Consider the following 15,230-nt stretch of genomic DNA (forward strand, 5'->3'; position numbering starts at 1 on the left):
TCAAGCGGAGTCTGATTTGAGCGAGAGTTTGATCCAAATCTAAATCCAATTTCAAAAAGAAAATGGGTGAAGTATTGGTGATGGGGGACAGAATAGGAGTCCCCCTATTTCCTTGTTATGTCCCCCTAAATGGGGTGGTTCTACCGATTTCGTCCCCCTAAATACTGACGCTGGCAACGTTAGCCGGGCGGCATTGGAAGCAGACGACCCCCGAATCAGTCGGTGGCTGGGAACCCCTTGTTTTCTTACCCGTGGGTACGATTGTTCACTCATCATATTTCCTTTTGCGAAATGTGCAATTTAGGCGTAAAAAGAGAAAACGTAGAAAATAGCGTCCCAAAGAACGAGACCTGAGGCATGTACACGCACGAAGACCTTAACGCATTGCGCAACCAGTCCCTCAAGCTGCAGGGCTGGATTCGCCAGCAGACCTTCAGCCCCGAGATGGAAAAGACCCTCCGCCGCTTTTCAAGCTGGGAAGTGTCCGAACTGATCTTTCGCGTCAACCAATCCACTTTTCGCGGTAAGTTGGCCGCCGACCCTTCGCTGCCCGGAGGCGAGGTTGAGCCCGATGGCCGCCAGCGCTGGTTCAGCCTGGAAGAGGTGAATGAGCTGCGCCGCCGGCTCAAGGTGAACCGCAAGTCCCTCATGCCGCCTCGCCCCGCCGGCAAACGCGCCATCCGTGCGGCCGTGGCCAACTTCAAAGGCGGCGCCGGCAAGTCCACTGTTGCCCTGCATCTGGCTCACGCCGCCGCGCTGGATGGCTACCGTGTGCTGGTGGTGGATTTCGACCCGCAGGCAACGCTGAGCCACTCCATGGGGCTGACTGACGTGGCTGAGGATTTCACTGTTTGGGGTATCATGGCCCGCGATCTGATCCGCGAGACCGAGAGGATGAACAACCGCCCCGCTGCTGCCGAATCCGGGACCGCCCTGCCCCACCGCGAGTTGCCGCCATCAATCACCGATATGGGTCTCGGCGATCTGCGCATCTCGGACTTCATCAAGCAGAGCTCGTGGTCGACCATTGATGTCGTGCCCTCCTGCGCTAACGCCGCCTTCGTGGAATTTGCCTCGGCGCAGTATCGGCATCTGAACCCCGAGTGGTCGTTCTTTGCCGCGGTGTCGCGCTATCTGGATCAGATTCCTGACGATGCCTATGACTTGATCTTATTCGATTGCCCGCCTGCGATCGGCTACCAATCGATGAACGCGGTGTTCGCCGCGGATATGCTCTACGTTCCCTCCGGCCCCGGCTATTGGGAATATGACTCGACCACGTCCTTCATCGGCCAGCTGGCCGAGGCGCTGGAAGATCTGGCCTATGGTTTCGATAAGACCTTACCCACGGGTAAGATTGGGTTGCCGAAAACGTTCTGCGAGCTGCGCTTTCTGTTGACCCGGTACGAGCCGGGCAATGCGCTGCACCTGGCCATGTTCGACGCGTTCAAGAAGGTGTTCGGCGAACATGTGGCGGAGCACCCGGTCGAGATGACGCGCGCTGTCGAACAATCTGGCCGCTTCCTCAGTTCGGTCTACGAGATGGACTACCGCGAGATGACGCGCGAGACTTGGCGCCGTGCGCGCTCGACCTTTGACAATGTGTATGAAGAATTCCGGGGCGTGATGCTGTCGGCCTGGGATAAGCTGGAGGATGACGTATGAGCCGTAAACGCAGAATGTTCGACATCGACATGCCGGCCATGGATGACATCCCGGTTGGCAAGGTTCCGGACAAGGTGCTGGAAAAAAGACGCGGGCCGATGGCGACGGCGATCTCGGAAAACGCCGATGCGCTGCGCAATCAGCAATCGACCGAGGATTCCATCCGCGCCGAGAATGACCGTCTGGCGCATGAACTGGTTCGATTGCGGTCCGAAGGTTTGGTGACCGAGCATGTGGCCTTGGCGGATGTCGTAACCGAAAAACTGACCCGCGACCGCAAGAGCGGTGTCGACCCCGAACTGGAGGAACTGAAAGACTCGATCCGGGATATTGGTCTGTCGAATCCCATTCGTCTCGAGCGCCGGTCGGACGGTCGGTTCGACCTGATCCAGGGGATGCGCCGCCTGTCCGCGTATCGGGCGTTGCATGAGGAAACCGGCGACGAGACTTATGCGAAAATCCCGGCGGGCATTTCCGATGCGACCGATCTGAATGACAGCTACCGTCGGATGGTTGATGAGAACCTGATCCGCAAGGATATCTCCTTTGCAGAAATGGGTGCGCTGGCGCGGGCCTTCGCAGACGACCCGGCGAATGATTGCCCAGACGTGGACAAAGCCGTGGCGATTCTGTTCAAGTCCGCCAGCTATACCAAGCGGAGCTACATTAGATCTTTCGCCAGTTTGCTGATGATGCTGGACAAGGTGCTCATTCACCCCAATGAAATTCCCCGTAATCTGGGGGTCGAACTGAAACGCAAACTCGATGCCAATCCGGGATTGATCCGGCAAGTCAGCACGGCGGTGATGAGCGAACCTGATCGCGATGGCCCGCGAGAAGTATCCATTCTTCGAGAATTTGTGGAACCGAAGACCAGCGCGCTGAAAAAACCTATAGCATCCGGGAGCGGTAAAACGCGCCGTGCGAAAACCACATTTCAGGTGTCGGGTAGGGCAGGGGTGGCCAAGTGTTCGGCATCCAGTGGTAGGATTGAGTTGCGCTATGATCTCGACTTTACCCGTGTGGATAGAGCCAAGTTGGAACAGGCCATTGCCACTCTGATTGACGATTTGCAGGAGGATGACAGTCTTACCCATGGGTAAGATTGATACATGTAATTGGTAAGGCGAAGCGCCGGGTCCATAGCCCGGTGTTTTCTTTTTTGTTCCTACCCCAACAAATCCGCCGCCGGATTTTCTGTGATATCGACATCGTCATAGTATTTCTGCGCCTGTGCGAGGGAGCGGTGCAGCGACAGGCGCATGGCGGCCTGGATCGGGGCGCCGTCGAGTGCGGCCTGGGTCAGGAACCCCGAGCGCAACCCGTGCGGCGAGGCGAAGTCCTCAGGCAGCCCGGCCCGTGCCAGTCGATGTTTGACGATCTGCGCAATGGCATCCGGGCTGAGGCGGCGTTTCAGCACCCGGTCAGCCTTGGAGATGGGGCGGAACAATGGACCATCCTCGATCCCGCCAACCTCAATCCAATGCACCAGCGCCTGGGCTGCGCGGCCTTTCAGCACCAGCCGCGGCGTTTCACCTTTGGTTGTCGTCTTGGTCTCCAGCAGGGAAATCCAAACCAGGCCTTTCTCGTCGAACTCCTTCAGCGAGACGTCTTCAAACATCAACCCGGTGATCTCCGAGCGCCTTCTACCACCTGAAGCCCAGCCCAGCATCAAGATGGCGCGGTCGCGGCAATCCCGCCGGGACCCCCGACAGGTGGCCAGCAACTGCTCGAGCACATCGCGAGTGATCGGATGGGCGGATTTAGGGGTCGGGGGCCGGGCCGCAGCGCGCCGCGCCTTGGCACGGGCCTGCTTCACCTGCGGAGCGTCAAACGGGGAAGCGAGGTTCTTCATTCGGTGAAAGGCAAGCCAGGAGGCGATGCGCCGGTCCAGCGTCGAGGGGGCAGGGCAGGCGAGGGACTTGCGCAGCCCCTGGGCAATCAGCGCTTCTGCGGTTTCACGCGCCACATCCGTTTCTGGTGCGTCATTCAGATCGCGGGCGTGATCGAGAATGAAGGCGAGGGCGGTGGCCTCAGATTCCGGCCAGTCCAGCGTCGCAGCGAACCGCGCGGACTTCCAGGCGGTGACATAAAGAAGATCCCGTTCATATGCCCGCAGCGTGTTTTCCGGTGTGCCGCGCACATAAAGATCAGTGAGCGCCTCCTGATCTGTTTCCGAGAGGGCAGGGGCGGCGGCGGGGAGATATGGGGCAGGGGGCTTCATGTGTCGATTTTCCCAAACCTGTAGACTGCTCTTGCTTGTTGAGACCATTTTTCATGGTTGGCCTTGTGCTGTGCTGGTCCTTTAAGTGTAGACTCGCACTGGATTTGTGCCAATACTTGTTTACAAAATTGCAGATTTCAGCGCGGCGGAGACGAATGGGTGGTGTTGAGGCGATTGACGAAGCCCGTTGGGCGGAGGCCGTGCGGCGTGAGCGGGAAATCCGCCCCCTGAGTCAGCGACGGGGCAACCGGGCCGAGGTTGCACGGGCGGCCCGACGTCTGAACCTCTCCGTGGCCTGGGTGTACCGGCTGCTGAACAGGTATTCGGAAGATCCCAGGACGGTGTCACTGGTCCCTGCAAAAGGTGGTCGTCCAAAGGGGCATCGTTTGCTCTCGGATGCGGTTGAGGTCATCATCGCCGATCAGCTGGAAAGGTTTTATGCGTCACGACAAAAGCCGGTTCTGTCTGCGGTACACCGGGAGATTTCGAGGCTTTGCAAGGCGCAGGGTTTGAAGCCACCGAGTTTAAAGTCGGTCAGAACCCGTGCCTTACGCCTGAATCAGGTCAAACTGACACGGTCACGGGAGGGGTACAGGGCTGCTCAGTCAAAGGTCGGGCCGTCCAGAGGGTCTCTCCAGGCCACTATGCCCCTGAGTGTCGTGCAGATTGATCATACGCTTGTTGATGTCCAACTGGTCGATGATATTCGGCGCAAACCGATCGGCCGGCCCTGGCTGACGCTGGTCCTGGATGTTGCCACCCGCATGGTGCTGGGGTTTGTCGTCTCGCTGGACCCGCCGTCCCGCCTGTCGGTCGCGCTGGCGATTGCGCAGGCTGTCGGGGACAAAGCGGAATGGCTGGCGGATCGCAATCTCGCACATATTTGGCCCTGTACAGGGCTTTTTGACACGATCAAGCTCGACAACGCGGCAGAGTTTCGGGCTGTTGCATTGAAACGCGGGTGCGAACAATACGGTATGGCACTGGATTTCCGCCCGCCGGGTGCGCCCTGGTGGGGTGGCCATATCGAGCGCTTGATGGGCACATTGATGACCGAATGCCATCTGTTGCCAGGCACGACGTTCTCCAATCCGGTCGAAAAAGGGGCGTATGACAGCGAGGCCCGAGCCGTCATGACGCGCGCTGAGCTGGAAACCTGGCTCGCGGGCCGGATCACCGGTGTCTACCACAACCGGGTACATACGGCGCTTGGACGCACGCCGTTGAGCGCCTGGAGAGCGGCCGAGGCAACAGGGTGGGTGCCCAGAACTCCAAAAGATCCGGACCGGTTGTTGCTCGATTTCCTGCCCTTCGCATACCGCACGCCACGCCGAGATGGGCTGCAGCTGTTCAATATCGCTTACTGGCATCCGGAAATGGCGGTCTGGGCGGCGTCAAAGCCCGGTAAACTGCCGGTGCGCTATGATCCCCGGGATTTGTCCTGTGTCTGGCTTGAGACGCCGGAAGGGCGGTTGGAGCGGTTAACCACCAAACATGCGGATCGCCCACCAATCACCCTTTGGGAGCACCGGGCGGCACTTGCTGTGTTGCGCGAGGCGGGGCAGGGAACGGCAAATGAGGCCGCTGTGTTCGACGCCATTGAGGCAGGCCGCCATCTGGTGTCGGCCGCCGCCGGGAAGAGCCGGGCGGCGCGGCGGGCTGAGCAGCGCCGAACCGATGCGCATGAGGGGCTGGAAGCGCCAGAATCCGGTGCTGGGACCGATGCGCCAAACCCGGGTTATGTGCCGAAAATCTACGATTCCGAACTCTGGTGAGGCCATGAACGCATCTTTCACGCATTTACCGCCCGCAATACGCCCGCTGGCGGCTCTGGGCGACGCGGAGCGCAGGCGGATTATCCGGTCTGATCGTTGGGTGAGCTACCCGCTGGCAATGCAGACGGTGCGGCGGGTCGAGGAGTTGTTGCAGCGGCCCAGGGTGTCACGAATGCGCTCGCTGTTGATCCATGGCCCGTCCGGCATGGGCAAAACCCTGATCCGGCGCAAACTGGAACGGGATCATGCGGACGGCTTTGCCGTGCCGGGCAGCGACAGGCCGCATCCGCTGGTATCGATGCAACTGCCGGCCCGACCCGATGAGCGGCGGTTTTACGCACATCTTCTGGACCGGCTGGGCGCCCCTGCGCGCCCGCGGGACACGCTGGACCAGATCGAGATTGCCGCCATTCGGCTGTTGCGGCACCTGCAGCCGGCGGCGCTTCTGCTGGATGAGTTCCAGCATGTGGGGGCATCAGGGGTTCGGGATGTTCAGGCGCTGCTGAACCTGATCAAGTTTCTGGCCAACGAGCTTGAAATGCCCGTGATCGCCTTTGGCACCGATGCCTCCCTGCATGTTCTGAAGCTGGACACCCAGGTCGACAGCCGGTTTGACAAGCATGACCTGCGGGTCTGGCGAGATAATGAGGCATTTGCGGATCTGGTGTGCAGCATCGTGGCTGCAATGCCGTTGCGCGCCCCAAGCCCGGTGCAGGACAGGGCTGTGATGCGGGCGCTTGTGGCCCTGTCGGGGGGTATCACGGGGGATGTGTTCCATCTGCTGACGACGGCCGCGGCAACAGCCGTCGGGGGCGAAGAGCGTATCACGTTACAGGGCCTCGAAGCCGCAGCTGCCGGGGAATGGCAGGCCTTTGCTTGACAGTTTGCCATTTGTCCCGGCCCCGCGGTCGGGGGAGAGCCTGTCGGGCTGGCTGGGTCAACTGGTGGCACTGTATTTCGGGACGGAACGGCGCATGTGGCGGTGGATGGGGCTGCAAAACGGTCCCACGGATAGCGATCGTCCCGATCGCGACCACCTGGAGGCGCTGGCTCGGTGTAATGGCATCGATGTTGCGCGGTTATCTGCAATGGTGTTGCCGTGGGTCGAGGAGGCGCCCAGGCTTGCGGATCGGCTTCGGGTCACAGCTGCTCCATGGCGGATCGGGCCGTTCCGGCTGTTAGATGGCACCCGGCGCTTTTGTCCCCTGTGTCTGGCCGCGGCCACGCCGCTATGGCCACTGCACTGGCGCATGGGCGGTCCGGTGTGCCTGACGCATCACGTGTGGCTTGAGCGGGCGTGCAGCCACTGCCAGGAGCCCTTGCCTGTGACCGGCCTGCCACTTACCTGTTGTGCCCGCTGTGCCACGCCCTACCGCGTCACCCCGGTCGATCCGGTCGATCCCAGGGCAATGGCGTGCCTGGCCTCGATCCATCGGCGTATCGTGAAGATCGTGTCGGACCCTGATCGGACACGGGTCCGGGCGATGACCGGGGCTCTGGATTGGGCCGCGCTGGGACAACTGGCCGGGCAATACGGACATCACCTTGCGGCAGGCACATCCGTTCGAGACTGGCGGGCAACCCTGGAAGCCTGTGCAATCGCGGCCTCGGAACGAAACGTTGGGCTGGCGAATATGCCGGTCTTGGCGGCGCGCGAGGCGTCTCCAACCCAGGGCAGGGCACCTGTGGTACAGGCGCGCACAGCCATGGTGACACCAAAACCTCCGCAGCCGGTCTCTGTTCTCGACGGGCTGAAGGACCGCGTAGGGGAGGCCCTTGCGCAAGCCCGCACAGATTTGACGGCTCAAGGCCAACCGGTCACAGCTAAAGCGCTGCGGCGACGGGCAGATCAGATTCTTCGGAAGCAGAGTGTCGGGCAGGGCAGGAGTCTACGGGTTTTGGACCAATACAGTCGCGAATCCAGTAGTTAAGGAAAACCGACATCATGTACCCATTCTGCGTCAATTTGGGTCAGATTTCAAATAACATGATAAGGGATACTTATCGTGCATGATTGAAGTCTGTTACCACGCCCAATGTAACGCTCAAAAAGGCTTGATTTTGATTGTAAAGAGGGTGGAGGTCAAGAATTTTAGCAAAACCCGAGGGCTCTGTTGCAAAGTTTTGGCTGTTGACGCGCTTGAGATTAGCATGTGGATGGCTTTCAGTCCCAACTAGTCGAAAGCCGGCTCATGATCTCCTTCAAAGGCGCGCAATACCCCAAGGATGTGATCCTCTTTGCTGTATTCTTCTACGTCCGATATGGCGTGTCGTATCGTGATCTAGAAGAAATCATGTCTGAGCGTGGCGTTGCGGTAGATCACACGACGCTGAACCGGTGGGTGACAAAATACGCTAGTGCAATCGCCGAAGTCGCGCGCAGGCGCAAGGGACCGTGTGACCGCTCCTGGCGGATGGACGAAACTTACATCAGGGTGAAAGGTTCATGGGTCTATCTCTACCGAGCAGTAGATAAACACGGCAAGACACTGGATTTCATGCTTTCAGGACGTCGGAACAAACTTGCCGCTACGAAATTCTTCGCTCGAATGCTTGAATGCAATGGCCTTCCACGAAAGATCGTCATCGACAAGAGCGGTGCGAACACAGCCGGCATTAAAGCCATTAACAAAATGCTGAAGGGGTTTGGTTGCCCGATCTCTATTGAGATGGTGAGGCGGAAGTATTTGAATAACATCGTGGAACAGGACCATCGCTTCATCAAGAGGCGCACGCGACCGATGCTAGGGTTTAAGGCCTTTGCTTCAGCGGCTGCTACACTGGACGGAATCGAAGTGACGCACATGATCCGTAAAGGTCAAATCACGCCCGGACTCTGTCCATTTCGTCAATTTGCAGAACTGGCAGCATAAGCCGTGGGTTCGGTGTCAGCTCTTTGTTCAGTCAGAAACTTCGCAACAGATCCCCCCGTACGCATTCATATGGATCAAGGAGGGTATACACCACGTTTTGAAGCTATCGCGCAGATGGAAGTTTCCGCGCCGTCAAAACCTAAAGAGAAGACCAGCTGGCGCTTTTTAGGTTTGGTAGGATTAGTAGGAGCTGCGGCAGCTTTGGGTGCTATTTTCTTAGCAACAAATGAGAAGGGCCCCAACGTTACAATTCAACAAGCGAAGCCGCCTGAACTTGAACGCATTGCGCTTCGAGAAAAGTCCATGACAACTCTGCAAGCAGCAAACTTAGATTTACAAGGTCGGAACCTCCTCTTCCCAATTCTGGATCCCAATCGCCAAGAACTTGCGATTGCGATGTTTGAGGAAGCGATTCAATTAGATTCGGCCCACTTTGGCAGCTATGCGAGTGCTGCGCACAGCTATGGAACGCTTGCTCTTTTGTCCTCTTCTGAGGATGAGCGCCAAGAATTGCTTCTGACTGCACAGTCTATGGCAGATAAGGCCGTTTCACTTGCCCCACAGGAGGCATGGTCCCATGCGGGCCGAGCTTGGGTTAAGTTCGCTCAACGAGATTTTGAGGAGGCAGTCAGACTTGCCGACCTGGCGCGTAAAATGGATCCTAAAAATGGAAGTGTACTGGACACGTATGGTTTCATCATGCTCACGACGGGTCGCTTCGCAGAAGCTGCTGAAGCTTCTGCCCCAGACCGGAACATTGACTCCAAGGGGCTAAGACTGGCCCGACGCAACATCTTTGCTGTGTCCTCCTACCATTTAGGCCACTACGAGGACACGCTCGCATCTTTTGCTCAAGCTATTGAGGAAGGTGCGCCAGTAAGCGCGCCAACTCTGGTCTTTATCGCTGCTGCCTATGCCGAGTTGGGAAACAGGTCAGAGGCAGAAAAAACTGTCCGGGAACTTCAAGAAACCTATCCTGGATTTGATCCACAGCAAGTGTTCTCAAACTTCTACCAAGATCCTTCTCATGCGGATATGGTTGCAAAATCTCTCAGGTCAGCAGGATGGACAACAAACTGAGCCTAACGCGTACGAAAGTGTCTGAAGCCAAAAAGCGTCCAAGTAAGAATGCTTCCAAAGCGGTCATTGGTACAGCCCGCAGCTAATTGGTGCTTTGTCCGCAAAGCAATCAATGACCGTGTGAGCCCCGAGTTACCGATGTGGCAAGTAGCGTGAAAGGCGGCAAAGGTTTCAGAAAGAAACATTGAATCTCGCCGATCTACAATCGGGCATACAATCTAAAAGAAACACTTCAGCCCGAAATACGGCCCCTGCTGCGTGACGTCGTATGCGAATTCGCCTGAGCTGAGTGTATCGCCATAGTCGATACTGAAATACCGATAGCCGAACGTCAGCGCGACCTTTTCCCAGGGTTGGTAGTCGAATCCCACGTTGGCCCCAATTTGCAAATCGTTTCCTCCGGCGCCGAAGCCACCCAATTCCAGAGATGCGATGGAGGTCCATTTTTCATTCAAGCGCCACATGCCCCTTGCGCCCACGACAGGCTCTATCCAGCCTTCATCACCCCCCAAAACCGGAAGCGTCATGGGACCAGGGGTTGTAACTGAAATCTCCTGTCGGATCGAGTTGAAGCGCACACCACCTTGGATATCTACAGTGTATCTTTGATTTTTCCCCCCGTAAGTCCCGTCCGCGACGCGATAGGCAGCGAGGATGCCAAACCATTTTTGTCGGACGTCAACATTTACATCTGCGTTCAGTGGCCCCGGTAGGTTGGCATCCTGTTCGATGCCGACATAGTTCGCATCAACGATAATACCGAAATCACCTTTCCATGCCTCGTACCGGCCTGCTGCTGCAAAATCCAGAATGTCGAGAACATCTCCCAGGTTCAAATCCAACTCAGCGGATTGCCCTGCGACCGTTGATGTTCCCCGAGTGCGGAGCGGAGTGAACAGATAGAATGATGCGGCGTGACGCCAATTTGCTTCATCCTGTCCAGGGGCAGGCAGGGATTGTGCCAAAACGGTCCCGGGAAAGGCCAAGAAAGACGCAGAAAACAAAAGGCTGAACAGGGTGCCGGACTTTGGCATAGATGATCTCCACCGAAGTTGATTGAGGATGAATTAGTAATTGAACCGCAGACCCAGGCCCGCGCCTTTGTCGTAAGGGCGGTCGGACCCTATACCGATGAGAAAGTCGGCATAAATCGCAACGCTCGAGCTGAGATTCTTGCCGATCTGCAACTCAGCAGTCGCTGGCCAAACATCGTTCTCCCAATCATATGGTGCCTTGATGTCGGCTTTTGCCCAATACCCATCGCCAAACGGTTGCAGCGCAATCAACCGCATCGCGGTTTGGCTGATGTCGGTCGGGCCATTGTACGAAGCAAAATGCTGGAGCAAGGGGATCAGCGTTAGCCCCGATCTTGTGTTTGCAATGGCGAACCCGCCAAATGGCGCAATTTGATCGGACCCGGTTCCAATCCCTTTTTCCGGGTCGCCAAGGTCGAGTATCCACTCCAGACCAATGGCCGACTTGATGGCCCAAGTGTCGTTGAGCGGTCTCTGAGAGGGAAAATAGATCGCTTTGAGGCTCACTTTCTCGAAGTCAGTGAACCGCGTTCCGGTCACATCCGTTGAGTTGTAGTGCAGCTCATATTTCAGTTTCAGATCAGGCCGCAGCATGTATGCGCCATCTATAAAGGCGTCCTGCTTGTCAGCACCGTTGCCCAAATCAAAATACTGATACCGGATGTCCGTGTTATTGACTGCGGCCAAAGGGTTTGAAGCGTTTTCATCGGCAATTGCTGGGGCCGCGACAAAGTCAGTTGCCAATGCAAGTACAAGCGCTTGGAATTTCATATTGTTTCCAGAAACTTTGTTGTGGATGCCAAGCCCCACATCAAGCACATCATTTTCTGATGCGGGGCTTGCATTACTCTTATCAGCTTCACTTGTTAGTCGGGCTGAATGTCCCGCTTGGCTACAAAGGCATCCACCGCTGCGACGGTTTCAGGACGAAGGTTCACGATACCTTCATAGGGACGTCCGGTCGCGGCCGGTTGATCGGGGTACATTTCTTTGAATTTCAGGTGGCGGGCAATAATGCGGTTAAACTCATGCCCAGCCCATGCGCCGATCTCGGTCGATACGCTCTGTTCTTCGCGGGGGTCGCGGAACAGGTTGTAGAACTTGGCCACGATAGCATTTTCACCTTTGGCCGGAACCTTGAGTTTGATGTGTTCCTTTACCACCTCTTTCAGTGAGTTGATCGAGTAGATCAGTACATGATCCCGGCGCCCATGCGTATCGCCAATAAACATCAGGGACGTCTGATCGACACCGTCAATGATCCGGTCGCGGGGGATGGCATCCATCGCTCCACCGATACGCGCAATTGACGTGAACAGATCAGAGATATGAATAATGTCAGATACAATCGAGTCTCCCTCGATCAGGCCGGGCAGGCGGGCAAACGCGTCCACCCGAACGCCTCCTTCAGACGTATCGGCCTTGCCGCCGCGGAAGACCAGCGGCGAAAACCCACTGCCTGGGGCATATTTGGTGAAGTGACCGTTGTCGCCCATCAAAACGATCAGGGTGTTGTCCCTGAGCCCCAGCGTATCGACTTCGTTCAGAATGACCCCGATCCATTCATCCAGCTCTTCCATGCTTTCAACGAATGTACCGCCGTTGGGTGTCGTGAACGCCTCTCTCGTCGTGCGCGTTGTCGACAAAGGGACAAGCGGCCAGTATTGCAGGAAGAACGGTTCATCCCGTTCTGCTAACAGGCGCAACTGTTCCATCGCCTGTGCCTGATAGCGGATGTTCATTTCATTATATTTGTCCTGGGTCCATTTCTCACCCGGTTCCATATGGACTTCGCGGACCTCCCCGCCAATAACAGCTTCAAGGCCGGTAATCATGTGTCCCGGATCAGGGCGAAACCAATCATCCAGCGTGTATTTGGAGTTGTAGTTGTCTTCCCCTATGGCCATGGTGATTTCTTCCTTGGCTGCATCTTCGTTGAAGATGGCCAACTGGCCCTGCTGATGGATGGGGAACGCGGCGTAGTCAAAGCCCTGAAAAGTAGGCCAGGATTCCTGAATGTCGCCCATGTGCCATTTGCCAACATGCGAGGTATTGTAGCCTACGGATTTCAGAACTTCGGCAATTGTGACTTCTTCATCGGCAAGGCCAAAACCTGAAATATCGACGGCGGTATCGCCCATCCCATTGCGATACGGCTGGCGACCCGTCATGAACGCGACCCGCGACGGTGTGCAGGACGGCTCGGTATACATGCGCGCAAACCGCATGCTCTCCTCTGCGAGCGCGTTGATATTGGGCGTCGAATACCCGCGTATCGCGTTCATCTCGGGCATACCCATGTCGCCAAAACCCATATCGTCAATAAGGATGTAGAAGATGTTTGGAGGGTTCCCTCCGTTTTTCTCACGAAAATCGGCCAGCAGTTGGTCAACCTGTGCGTCGTTCTCGACCCAAACGGCTTCGTTTTGCTGCTTCAGCACATAGTATTCCGCATCATGCACAATATTGCTGTCCTGAGCTGCCGCCGTGATAGCGGAGCCGGCAAAGACCAGCGCGGAGAGGAACAGTTTTGATTTCATGAGATACCCCTGTTTCATGATTTACTTGTTTTCAGACCTTCAAGGATCAGATGATGGCAAAAGGTTGAAAGGGAGAGTTCGCTGTCTTCAGCCTGTGAGCGCAATAACTCTTTTTCGCTTTTGGTTAGCAGTGTTACGACGCGTTCGGTGCGCGCAGTATCGTCAGGCAACGATGGGCGTCCGAACCTCTTCCCTCTCGATTTGATTGCTTTGTCTTGCAACTGTCCAAGCCTACATATTCGAATAACATTTCATGAAAACTACCTGCGGGGCGGAATGGACGACATCAAAAAACGATCAGCCCCCAAAAAAACCTGCGCCCCAAACACACTTTTTTTGCAGGACCCTTCGCAATTCCGCGAGCTGTCCCAATGGGATGTTGAGCTACGCCAAATTGAAGAGGGAACTATGAACTCTTCGGTATCCGTTTGGGCAGGTCTTGACCTTCAAATGATTGATTTGTCGTTTGATAAGGCTGTGTACCAAACCGGTGTTTCTCGCCCTGACATTCTAGCGTTTGGTTTACCAGACAAAGGGAGTGTACGGACTTGGCTTAACGGCTCACCCTCAGACACCGCTCTTATGAATTTTGGTAGCGGAGACCCTTTTGAAGGCGTGAGCAATTCAACGCTCACAGGCCTGACCTTTGGCATCGACATCCGAAGGGCTCAACGGATCGCCGACGATTGCGGTCTTGATATCAGCACCGTGCGAGATGACGCTTTAAGATCTTTCGTTAGCGACGCTGGCAAGCTTCATTCCTTAATCAAAAACAAAGCGCGCTTTCTAATTGGATCAGCGGCCGGACCAAGCTCTGATAGTGAAGAGAGTGATATGATCTTAGAGCTTCTGGAAATGCTGGTGGTAGGCGAAAAATGGAGTGATCGGCGAAACAGTAAAAATAGAACCCGTTTAGCACAACAAGCCGTTGAGTTCATGCGGGCCCATTTGATGGATAACGTTTCAATCGGTGAAGTATGTGCAGATATTCAGGTATCCGCATGCACTCTTCGTCGCGCGTTTCAGGAAACATATGGGGTGAGCCCCAAGCAGTTTTATCTAAGAGCCCGTCTCGGTGCTGTACGCCATGAACTGGTATCCTGCTCGCCAGAGGAGAGTATATCGGACATCGCAAACGCTTACGGATTTTGGCACATGGGTCAGTTCGCGCGAGACTACAGAGCACTCTTTGGACAACTGCCGACACAAACGTTGTCAGGCAAAATCAACTGAAACAGAGCTTGGCAACAGTCTTTGGCGCAAAGTTTGTGTTAAGCAATTGTAGTTGCGGAGCCACTGTCAGAGTTCAGTGGCTAGCGACGCTGAGACCTTGGCAGTACGCGGCCTAACTTGTCCGCAACACGAGAATTGCAAAGTCGGATTTTGAAGGTCCGCTTCGGGCTGCGACCAACGAATGATGAAAGCCGCAGAGAACAGCGACACTGAGCCCATTGCGGCAGATGCTGCGGTCGCCATCAACGTCGGCGATGCGCAGAAAGCTGACTTTGCAAAGTTTCGCGTGCCTAACCTGACCGGCCCAGATGGTCGGAGGCTCTTCGTGGAAGTGCGGCAGTATAGATTGTTGGCCTATTTGAAGTAAATTTAGGTGCGGAGCATTGTCGGGCTACGTCGGCCAACGTAATCGCCAGGGAATAAAGCAATACGAAATCCAATTATCCAGATGACAATTGAGGAACTTTTGGTCGATTAATCTCATTGTCCGAGCAAAACCCACCAAGTGAGCTTCAGCGCTGCTTTCGTTTAACCGAAATAATGCATCCAGAGTGTTTTGGATGCCGTGCAGGGACATCTCGTGCCATAGCGTCCACGTTTCCGAGGTGCCGCAACGCTCCGTTGTTGAGCAATACGCCTCGCCCAGCATCATACCGGCGCTGTCCGAATCCGCTGGCAACACATTCCCAGTTTTCCTTGGCCGCCGCGTTGCGGAATCTCGGTAGGTCGTGCGGGTCATGCCGTCCCGGTGTCGCTGCGACGTGATCGTGTTTCTTTGAGTTGCTTTGGTGACTTAAGTGGTGGGT

At 56.2% G+C, this 15,230-nt stretch carries 13 protein-coding genes; 9 read left to right on the forward strand and 4 right to left on the reverse strand.

The window, feature by feature from the left end:
- The first annotated feature begins 357 nt into the window (after positions 1–357).
- A complete protein-coding gene (locus tag ACR0LW_RS05555) occupies positions 358–1,665 on the forward strand; it encodes an AAA family ATPase (protein ID WP_480584279.1) in 1,308 nt (435 codons plus the stop codon).
- Positions 1,662–2,768, forward strand: coding sequence for a ParB N-terminal domain-containing protein (locus ACR0LW_RS05560; RefSeq protein WP_480707849.1), 1,107 nt, complete (start codon positions 1,662–1,664; stop codon positions 2,766–2,768). The genes ACR0LW_RS05555 and ACR0LW_RS05560 overlap by 4 nt, the downstream gene beginning before the upstream one ends.
- A 65-nt stretch (positions 2,769–2,833) precedes the next feature.
- Here the strand turns inward: ACR0LW_RS05560 and ACR0LW_RS05565 are convergent, their stop codons facing one another.
- Positions 2,834–3,889 (reverse strand): tyrosine-type recombinase/integrase, encoded by a 1,056-nt coding sequence (locus tag ACR0LW_RS05565; RefSeq protein WP_480881851.1) that lies wholly within the window; start codon positions 3,887–3,889, stop codon positions 2,834–2,836.
- A 644-nt stretch (positions 3,890–4,533) separates the two neighbouring features.
- On the opposite strand from ACR0LW_RS05565, the gene ACR0LW_RS05570 reads away from it, so the two are divergent.
- The 5 genes from ACR0LW_RS05570 to ACR0LW_RS05590 all read left to right on the forward strand — a co-directional run bounded on the left by ACR0LW_RS05570 (position 4,534) and on the right by ACR0LW_RS05590 (position 9,617).
- Positions 4,534–5,664, forward strand: coding sequence for a transposase (locus tag ACR0LW_RS05570; protein WP_480881852.1), 1,131 nt, complete (start codon positions 4,534–4,536; stop codon positions 5,662–5,664).
- A gap of 4 nt (positions 5,665–5,668) precedes the next feature.
- Entirely contained in the window at positions 5,669–6,544 is an 876-nt protein-coding gene (locus ACR0LW_RS05575) for a TniB family NTP-binding protein (RefSeq protein WP_480881853.1), read from the forward strand.
- Entirely contained in the window at positions 6,537–7,595 is a 1,059-nt protein-coding gene (locus tag ACR0LW_RS05580) for a TniQ family protein (RefSeq protein WP_480881854.1), read from the forward strand. Before ACR0LW_RS05575 ends, ACR0LW_RS05580 begins: the two co-directional genes overlap by 8 nt.
- Positions 7,596–7,856: 261 nt before the next feature.
- Positions 7,857–8,537, forward strand: a complete 681-nt coding sequence (locus ACR0LW_RS05585) for an IS6 family transposase (protein WP_480881855.1) — start codon at positions 7,857–7,859, stop codon at positions 8,535–8,537.
- A gap of 3 nt (positions 8,538–8,540) precedes the next feature.
- On the forward strand, positions 8,541–9,617 hold the full coding sequence (locus ACR0LW_RS05590; protein ID WP_480881856.1) for a tetratricopeptide repeat protein: 1,077 nt from the start codon (positions 8,541–8,543) through the stop codon (positions 9,615–9,617).
- A 218-nt stretch (positions 9,618–9,835) separates the two neighbouring features.
- On the opposite strand, the gene ACR0LW_RS05595 is transcribed toward ACR0LW_RS05590, so the two are convergent.
- From ACR0LW_RS05595 to ACR0LW_RS05605, 3 genes are read right to left on the reverse strand one after another with little or no spacing between them, the layout of a single operon-like run.
- Positions 9,836–10,651 carry a hypothetical protein gene (locus ACR0LW_RS05595; RefSeq protein ID WP_480881857.1) on the reverse strand — a complete coding sequence of 272 codons (816 nt, stop codon included), beginning with the start codon at positions 10,649–10,651 and terminating at the stop codon, positions 9,836–9,838.
- 33 nt (positions 10,652–10,684) lie between these two features.
- Positions 10,685–11,470, reverse strand: a complete 786-nt coding sequence (locus ACR0LW_RS05600; protein ID WP_480881858.1) for a hypothetical protein — start codon at positions 11,468–11,470, stop codon at positions 10,685–10,687.
- Between the two features lie 47 nt (positions 11,471–11,517).
- On the reverse strand, positions 11,518–13,191 hold the full coding sequence (locus tag ACR0LW_RS05605) for a sulfatase-like hydrolase/transferase (protein WP_480881859.1): 1,674 nt from the start codon (positions 13,189–13,191) through the stop codon (positions 11,518–11,520).
- A gap of 276 nt (positions 13,192–13,467) precedes the next feature.
- Between ACR0LW_RS05605 and ACR0LW_RS05610 the strand changes: the two genes are divergently transcribed.
- Both ACR0LW_RS05610 and ACR0LW_RS05615 read left to right on the forward strand, forming a co-directional pair.
- Complete coding sequence (locus ACR0LW_RS05610) at positions 13,468–14,424, forward strand: helix-turn-helix domain-containing protein (protein ID WP_480881860.1); 957 nt, start codon at positions 13,468–13,470, stop codon at positions 14,422–14,424.
- 184 nt (positions 14,425–14,608) lie between these two features.
- On the forward strand, positions 14,609–14,791 hold the full coding sequence (locus tag ACR0LW_RS05615) for a hypothetical protein (RefSeq protein WP_480881861.1): 183 nt from the start codon (positions 14,609–14,611) through the stop codon (positions 14,789–14,791).
- The last annotated feature ends 439 nt before the right edge of the window (positions 14,792–15,230 follow it).

The sequence above is a fragment of the Ruegeria sp. N4 genome (assembly GCF_056531425.1).